Annotated in this window: 7 protein-coding genes and 1 pseudogene; 6 read left to right on the top strand and 2 right to left on the bottom strand. The window is 68.9% G+C overall.

The features are described from left to right. Window positions 1-370, bottom strand: a pseudogene (locus K8V84_RS25780) (S1 family peptidase); the annotation flags it as partial. Window positions 371-1,061: 691 nt separating this feature from the next. Here K8V84_RS25780 and K8V84_RS25775 point away from each other — a divergent pair. The 6 genes from K8V84_RS25775 (at window position 1,062) to K8V84_RS25750 (ending at window position 7,085) form a co-directional block, all read left to right on the top strand. Next, window positions 1,062-1,265 carry a ubiquitin-like protein Pup gene (locus tag K8V84_RS25775; protein ID WP_304079557.1) on the top strand — a complete coding sequence of 68 codons (204 nt, stop codon included), beginning with the start codon at window positions 1,062-1,064 and terminating at the stop codon, window positions 1,263-1,265. A 183-nt stretch (window positions 1,266-1,448) separates the two neighbouring features. Continuing rightward, entirely contained in the window at window positions 1,449-2,294 is an 846-nt protein-coding gene (gene prcB / locus K8V84_RS25770) for a proteasome subunit beta (protein WP_304079554.1), read from the top strand. Between the two features lie 86 nt (window positions 2,295-2,380). Further along, window positions 2,381-3,157, top strand: a complete 777-nt coding sequence (prcA, locus tag K8V84_RS25765) for a proteasome subunit alpha (protein WP_304079551.1) — start codon at window positions 2,381-2,383, stop codon at window positions 3,155-3,157. Window positions 3,158-3,264: 107 nt separating this feature from the next. Then, entirely contained in the window at window positions 3,265-4,623 is a 1,359-nt protein-coding gene (pafA, locus tag K8V84_RS25760; RefSeq protein WP_304079548.1) for a Pup--protein ligase, read from the top strand. Window positions 4,624-4,789: 166 nt separating this feature from the next. Then, window positions 4,790-5,881, top strand: coding sequence for an FKBP-type peptidyl-prolyl cis-trans isomerase (locus tag K8V84_RS25755; RefSeq protein WP_304079545.1), 1,092 nt, complete (start codon window positions 4,790-4,792; stop codon window positions 5,879-5,881). Between the two features lie 166 nt (window positions 5,882-6,047). Beyond that, window positions 6,048-7,085, top strand: coding sequence for a methionyl-tRNA formyltransferase (locus K8V84_RS25750; RefSeq protein WP_304079543.1), 1,038 nt, complete (start codon window positions 6,048-6,050; stop codon window positions 7,083-7,085). A gap of 19 nt (window positions 7,086-7,104) precedes the next feature. Here K8V84_RS25750 and K8V84_RS25745 read toward each other — a convergent pair. Continuing rightward, a partial coding sequence (locus K8V84_RS25745) for a DUF3866 family protein (RefSeq protein ID WP_304079539.1) occupies window positions 7,105-7,767 on the bottom strand: 663 nt, incomplete at its 5' end.

Here is a 7,767-nt window from a genome sequence, read left to right as displayed (position 1 = left end):
CGTATGAGACCACTTCGGCCTCGGCTCCGGTGGCCTCGACGTCCGACACGGCGGAGGTGTCCGTCACCAGGACGGTCAGCTCCAGGGTGTCGGTGTCGAACACCGAGCCCGCGTAGGCGTCACCCGCGGCGTCGGCCGCGGCCTCGTCCAGGCCGAAGGCGGCCGCCTGGGCGTCGAGCAGTTCTTCGGCCTCGAACGGGGTGAGGCCGAAGTCGCGCTCGAGCGCTTCTTCCATGGTGGACACCGAGTCGTCCTGCGTGACGGGCTCGGTCGGCACGGTCGCGGCTCCGGCAGCCGGGGCCACGGAGAGCGACAAGCCGAAGGCCAGCGCTCCCGTGCCGATCGCGGAGATAACGGGGGAGGGTCGCATTGATCCCTACTCTCCTAGGGGGAATGGGGTGGGGGTCTCGGAAGGCGCCTCGTCCGCTCGGGGGTGGACGGGGCGTTCCGAGCACAGGACCCCCGATGAAGGCGGGGTCCTTTCCGTTCACCGAGACACTCGGTAAACGGTTCCCCACCATAAGTGCACATCTTGGACAACTGGAACCCCGGAAAGCTGATACTTCAGAGAGGGGGTAAAGGGATCATCCTATGATCGGATGGCTCGGGGATTTCGTCTTCGGAGGTCGACCCATCTGACCTTGACTTTTTCGAAGGGGGTGTATGTTGAGCAGAAACCCGCCAGTAAGTCAAGGGATGCAAAGTGGCCGGATCCGGACACTGAAACCGCGTACCAGTAGCGACGGATCGGACACGTATACGTAATCCGCATGGTCAGGCCGCCGCTCCGAGTGAAGATCATGTTCGCAAAGCGAATGACTGTGCGCATGTCGCGAAAACGATCTTCGTGGCGCACCGGGGGTCGATCCCCGGTGACACGCCCGACCCCGTGTCGGCGTCGAATTCGTGAGCACCCGACCGCGCCGGTTCACCTCCCGTGCGCACGCGCGGCGACGATGCCGAGCTCAGAGGTAACTAGCGGGTATCGGGCCCCGGGAACGGGGTTGAGCCGGGGGTCGTTGGGCCAAGATAAGGGCGAGAGCTCCGAACGGGAGGTTGCAATGGCGACGAAGGACACCGGCGGCCAAAAGCACGGCACCCGCCGCGACGAAGAGGTCGAGGAGACCGAAGGCGCCGCGGAGGCCAAGGAACGCGACGAACAGCTGGATGAGGACGTCGACGACATCCTCGACGAGATCGACGACGTTCTGGAGAGCAACGCCGAGGACTTCGTGCGGCAGTTCGTACAGAAGGGCGGTCAGTGACCGTCGTCGAACGGTTCGCTGACAGCGCACACGGGAGCCCGCGGCCCCCGGGCGCACAGGGTTAGGGTCGACACGTCGGCCGGGGCGGGAAAGCCCGGCCGACGTGCAGACCGACACACAAACGGATGAGCAGGCGCCCCATCCGCCCCCGAGACGGGGTGGGGCGCCAGTGGAGGGAGTCGCGTGTTCGAAGGGTTCGAGGGCGGGCGGATGCCGGCCGCTTTCATGAGTGCGGGTACTTCGTCCTTCACCGAGTTCCTCCGGGCGGTCAACCCAGAGTTGCTGCCCGGAAGGCATCTGGACGCCGCCGGAGGGGTCGCCGAACACCTCACCCCGGACGCGACGACCATCGTCGCCCTGACCTTCCCCGGAGGTGTCCTGTTGGCCGGTGACCGCAGGGCCACGCAGGGCAATGTCATCGCCAACCGGGACATGGACAAGCTCTACCGGACCGACGAGTTCTCCGCGGTGGCCATCGCGGGGGCGGCCGGGATCGGTGTCGAACTGGCCCGCCTGTACCAGGTGGAGCTGGAACACTACGAGAAGCTGGAGGGTCGCTCCCTCTCCCTCGAGGGTAAGGCCAACAAGCTCGCCCAGATGGTCCGGGGCAACCTGGGCATGGCCATGCAGGGCTTCGTCGTGATCCCCCTGCTGGTGGGCTTCGACGAGGTCACGGAGGAAGGCCGGGTCTTCAGCTACGACGCGGTCGGTGGACGCTACGAGGAGCAGCGCTACCACTCCATCGGCTCCGGTTCGGTCTTCGCCAAGGGCTCCATCAAGAAGCTCTATCGCGACGACCTGGACGAGACGACCGCGATCAAGGTCGCCTTGGAATCGCTCTACGACGCAGCGGACGAGGACTCCGCCACGGGCGGACCCGACCTGCACCGGGGGATCTTCCCCCTGGTCGACGTCATCACCGAGGACGGCCACCGCCGCATCTCCACCGAAGAGGTCGCCCGCTTGGCCACGGAGGTGGTCCAGGGGCGCGCCGTCCACCCCGACGGACCCACGGCCCGGCTCGATTGACCGGAGCCACGACCCGGCTCGGCTGACCCGGGCCAGGCGCCCCTCACCACCAGACCTCTCCCGACCAGGTAAGGAAACGATCCGCGGTGTCGATGCCCTTCTACGTCGCCCCCGAACAGCAGATGAAGGACAAGGCGGACTACGCGCGCAAAGGCATCGCGCGCGGCCGCAGTGCCGTCGTCCTGCAGTACGAGGGCGGCATCCTCTTGGTGGCGGACAACATGTCCCGCACCCTGCACAAGATCAGCGAGCTCTACGACCGCATCGGTTTCGCCGCGGTCGGGCGCTACCCCGAGTTCGAGAACCTACGCCTGATGGGCGTCCGTTTCGCCGACGTTCGCGGGTACCAGTTCGACCGACGTGACGTCAGCGGCCGCCAGCTCGCCAACATCTACGCCCAGACCCTGGGCACCGTCTTCAGCGAGAGCCTCAAGCCGTGGGAGGTCGAGATCGTCGTCGCGGAGGTCGGCGACACCGCGGACGACGACGAGATCTACCGCATCACCTTCGACGGCTCGATCGTGGACGAACAGGGCTTCGTCGCGGTGGGCGGGTCCTCCGAGCACGTGTCCAACCAGCTCAAGGACCGCTTCGACGCGACGGCTCCGCTCAGCGCGGCGCTCAACGCCGCCACCCACGCGTTGGCGCACGAGAACGGGGAGGAGCGTGAGCTGGAGGCCGCCAACCTGGAGGTCGCCGTGCTGGACCGCTCCCGCCAGCACCGCAAGTTCCGTCGCATCCACGGTGATCGTCTGGCCTCCCTCATCGCGGAGGGCAAGCAGGGCGCCACCACGGAGGGTTCCACGGCCACGGACGCCTCCGACGACACGAACACCGGTGGGGACGAGGCCGACCAGGACTGAAGCTAGGGACGACGGTGCGGCGCCACCGGGGCGCCGCACCGGCCGGGCGGGTGTGGACGACGCGGCCCCGTCGTCGGCACCCCGGTGACGGAAGTTGGTGAGGCCGCGTGGAACGACGGATCTTCGGGCTGGAGAACGAGTACGGGGTCACGTGCACCTTCCGGGGACAGCGCCGCCTGTCGCCGGACGAGGTCGCCCGCTACCTCTTCCGACGAGTGGTCTCCTGGGGACGCAGCAGCAACGTGTTCCTGCGAAACGGGGCCCGCCTGTACCTGGACGTGGGAAGTCACCCCGAGTACGCCACTCCCGAGTGCGACAGCCTCCTGGACCTGGTGGCCCACGACAAGGCCGGCGAACGCATCCTGGAGGGGCTGCAGATCGACGCCGAGCAGCGCCTGCACGAGGAGGGCATCGCCGGCGACATCTACCTGTTCAAGAACAACACCGACTCGGCGGGCAACTCCTACGGCTGCCATGAGAACTATCTCGTGGGTCGGCACGGGGAGTTCGGGCGCCTGGCCGACGTCCTCATCCCCTTCCTGGTCACACGGCAGATCATCTGTGGGGCCGGCAAGGTCCTGCAGACGCCTCGGGGCGCCCTGTACTGCGTGAGCCAGCGCGCCGAGCACATCTGGGAGGGCGTCTCCTCGGCCACCACCCGCTCGCGGCCCATCATCAACACCCGCGACGAGCCTCACGCCGACGCCGAACGTTTCCGGCGCCTGCACGTGATCGTGGGCGACTCCAACATGAGCGAGACCACCACCCTGCTCAAGTTGGGCGCCACCCACCTGGTGCTGCAGATGATCGAGGCCGGTGTGGTCATGCGCGACTACACCCTGGAGAACCCCATCAGGGCGATCCGCGAGGTCAGCCACGACATGACGGGGCGGCGCAAGGTGCGTCTGGCCAACGGACGTGAGGCCGGCGCCCTGGAGATCCAGCGCGAGTACCTGGACAAGGTGCAGAGCTACGTGGACCGGCACGGCACCGACGCCGTGGGCAAGCGGGTCCTGGACCTGTGGCAGCGCACTCTGGAGGCGGTGGAGACCCAGAACCTGGAGACGGTCTCCCGGGAGATCGACTGGGTCGCCAAGTACCTGTTGTTGGAGCGTTACCGGGACAAGCACGACCTGTCGTTGTCCTCGCCCCGGGTGGCCCAGTTGGACCTGACCTACCACGACATCCACCGCGATCGCGGTCTGTTCTACCTGATGCAGAACCGGGGCCGGATGGACCGTGTGGTGAACGACCTGAAGATCTTCGAGGCCAAGTCGGTGCCACCGCAGACCACCCGGGCGCGGCTGCGGGGCGAGTTCATCCGCAGAGCCCAGGAACAACGCCGTGACTTCACCGTTGACTGGGTGCACCTCAAGCTCAACGACCAGGCGCAGCGGACCGTGCTGTGCAAGGACCCGTTCAAGTCGGTGGATGAGCGAGTGGAGAAGTTGATCGCCGGCATGTGAGCCGGCGCAACGATGGATTCGGGCCCCATCGGGCGGCGCACGGCGTGGCTGTGACCCAGGCCGCCCGACGGGGCCCGCGGCCTTCGGTGCGTTCCCAGGGGTGGCCGGACTTGCGCCTTTCGGTAGTGTGAGCCTGTCCTGAGCCGGAAACCAGAGGTTGTGACCCATGCACCGACGTGCCGCCGCCCTCGCGGTGCCACTGACCGCCATCGCCTTGGTGGTCTCAAGCTGCGGATCGATCCCAGAGGATTGGAAGACCCCCGCCTTCCTGCGCATGAACGCCGAGGAACTGGACCCGCGGCTGCCCGACGTCACCGGCGAGGTCGGTGAGGAACCGCAGATCACCTTCCCCGACGAGGAACCTCCCGAAGAGGAGATCTCCGGGATCATCAGCAAGGGCTCGGGGGAGGACGTCCTGGTGGGCGCCGACGACCTGGTGGTCGCCAACGTCGTCCAGTACCAGTGGACGGCACCGGGCGAGGGCGAGCCGATGGAGGGCCAGTCCAGCTACGAGTCCGGTGCCCCCGACCTCGTGCGCATGAACGAGATGCCCGAGTACATCACCGACACCCTGGTCAGCCAGCCGCTCGGCAGCCGTGCGGTGTACGTGTTCCCGCCGCTGACCCCGGAGGAGATCGAGCAGGCCCAGGGCATGGGTCAGGAGGCCCCCGAGGGTGCCAGCGTGCTCGTCATCGACGTGATGGACCGCTACGCCCAGGGCGCCGTGGTGCCGGGCGAGCCGGTGACCGACGGTGGCGACGGTCTGCCCACGGTCACCCAGGACGGCCACAGCCGTCCCGAGATCGACATCCCCGAGGGTGAGGCCCCCGAAGACCTGGAGGTCGTCCCGCTCATCGAGGGTGAGGGCCCCGAGGTCGAGGAGGGCCAGCAGATCGTCGCCCAGTACACGGGTGTGCGCTGGGAGCCCGAGGAGGACGGCGGCCACGAGGTCTTCGACTCCACCTGGGACCGCGGTGGCGCGCCCTTCGACACCACCATCGGTGGCGGCGCGGTGATCGAGGGCTGGGACGAGGGCATCGTCGGAGCCAACGTCGGTGACCGACTGTTGCTGGTCGTTCCCGGTTCCATGGCCTACGGCGAGACCGAGGAAGAGGCGATGGGCGGTCCCGTCGGCACCCTGGTCTTCGTGATCGACGTCCTGGGCGCCTACGACAACCCGCCGGAGCCCGAGTCGGAGGAGGGCGCCGAGGGTGAGGCGGCCGACCCCGAGGACGAAGAGGTCTCCGAGGAGGAGTAACCGCCCCGAGGTATCCGCGGTTCGTTTGCGCCACGACGCCCCCGTCGCCCGACGGGGGCGTCGTCGTGTCCGGGGTCCTGACACGCGGGGCGGGCACGCCTGCGGGGGAGCGGCGCGGTCGCTGCGTAGAGTCGTCACCCGGAGTGATTTCTGGCGAGGGGGAGCCATGCCAGAGGGGCGGCGGTTCTGTTACGTGTCCGGTCTGCGCCTGGGGGTGCCGGCCCTGGAGGAACTCTGTGCCCAGGGGCGTCCACCGGATCTGGTGGTGTCCTACCCCGCCGAGCTGGCGCACCGCTGCGGCTACGTCGACTACGAGTCGGTGACCCGTCGTCTGAACCTGCCGCACCTGCGCGTCGCCGACATCAACGGCGACGAGGCGCGCGATGCCCTGGCCTCGCACCACATCGACCTGATGGTGGTGGCCGGTTGGTCGCAGTTGGTCCAGGAGGAGGTCCTGGCCTCGCTTCCGTTGGGCGCTGTGGGCATGCACCCCTCCCCGCTGCCGGTGGGGCGCGGACGCGCGCCCATCCCCTGGACGATCCTGCGTGACATGCGGGCCAGCGCCGTGACCCTGTTCCACCTGGCCCGTGAGGTCGAGGCGGGCGACATCGTGGATCGGATCCGTTTCGAGGTGGCCGCCGACGCCACCGCCACCGGCCTGTACGAGCGGGTGGGACGTCTGCAGGCCGAACTGATCGTGCGCAACCTGGACGCCCTGTTGGAGGGGCGCGCTCCACGCCGTCCCCAGACCGGGCACGTGTCGGTGTGGCCTCGACGTCGTCCCAGCGACGGCCACCTGGACCTGGCCGCCGCCGGCCGCGACGTGGACCGGATGGTGCGGGCCCTGGCCGCCCCCTATCCGGGGGCGTTCGCGATGTTCGGTGGCGCGCTCATCACCTTCCACTCGGGGTCGCTGTCCACCGAGGCGGTGGGCGGCGACCCGGGGCAGATCGTCTCCGCCGGACCCGGTCGGATGTGGGGCGTGACCTGCGGGGACGGTGTCGTGTTCGTGCCCGATTCGGTGAGCGTGGACGAGGGGGTCATGGCCGACCCGACCTCCTTGGCCATGTTCCGGCCCGGGAGGTACTTCGACGCGCCCTCCGAGCACATGCTCGCGGCCACTCGACGCACCCCCGTGCCCGGTAACGGCGACGCCGAGCATCGACGCCCCGCCGCGTGGCTGCCCGGGGTCGTCGACCGGTGAAGGGTGGGCGCGCGCGAGCTCAGGGGGTCACGAGGGTGGCGGCGTACCGTCCGGCCGCCGCCGGGCTCAGGAAGGCGGCCCGGTCCTGTTCCAGGGCACGGCCCATCGTCGATGGTCTCACCGGCAACGACAGCAGCTCGCCCTCCAGGCCGGTGGTGGAGACCTCCACCAACGTGTGCCGATCCCCGAGGGGCCAGGCCTGGTCGCGTACCTTCTCCCCGAACTCGCCGGGAAGGACGGGCACGACCACGTCGGCGGGGGCCAGGGCGACCTTGCCGTAGGCGGTCAGACTGTGGTGGGAGATCCCGCGGTGACGGGCGCGCGGGTCGGCCTCACTGAGCCGCAGGGCCGCCACGGGTAGACCGTCCAGGGCCGCGACGGCGTTGACTGCCTCGCCGCAGGCCACACCCGAAAAGCCCCACGGGGTTCCGGTGCCCAGGTTGCCCGGGCCCTGGCAGACCACCGCGATCTCCGCCCCCAGCACGTGTTTGGCCGCCAACAGACCCGAGTGCACGGTGGCCGTCTCCAGGTCGCCGCCGAAGGCCTGTCCGGTGGTCACACAGCCCGCCAGGAGGCCGTCCTCGCGCAGCGCCCCCAGACTCCGGGAGAACATCGCCGGCAGCGCGCCGCCGTCCAGCATCACGTTGACGACCCGGGTGCGGGGACGTTCGGCGCGCACCCC

The sequence above is a fragment of the Nocardiopsis listeri genome (assembly GCF_020741345.1).
Taxonomy (GTDB): Bacteria; Actinomycetota; Actinomycetes; order Streptosporangiales; family Streptosporangiaceae; genus Nocardiopsis; species Nocardiopsis listeri_A.
This window is presented reverse-complemented; position numbering and strand designations above follow the sequence as displayed.

Coding starts and splice junctions, on each gene's coding strand:
- K8V84_RS25755 (WP_304079545.1), top strand. CDS start 4,790: ATGCACCGACGTGCCGCCGCCCTCGCGGTGCCACTGACCGCCATCGCC.
- K8V84_RS25750 (WP_304079543.1), top strand. CDS start 6,048: ATGCCAGAGGGGCGGCGGTTCTGTTACGTGTCCGGTCTGCGCCTGGGG.
- K8V84_RS25775 (WP_304079557.1), top strand. CDS start 1,062: ATGGCGACGAAGGACACCGGCGGCCAAAAGCACGGCACCCGCCGCGAC.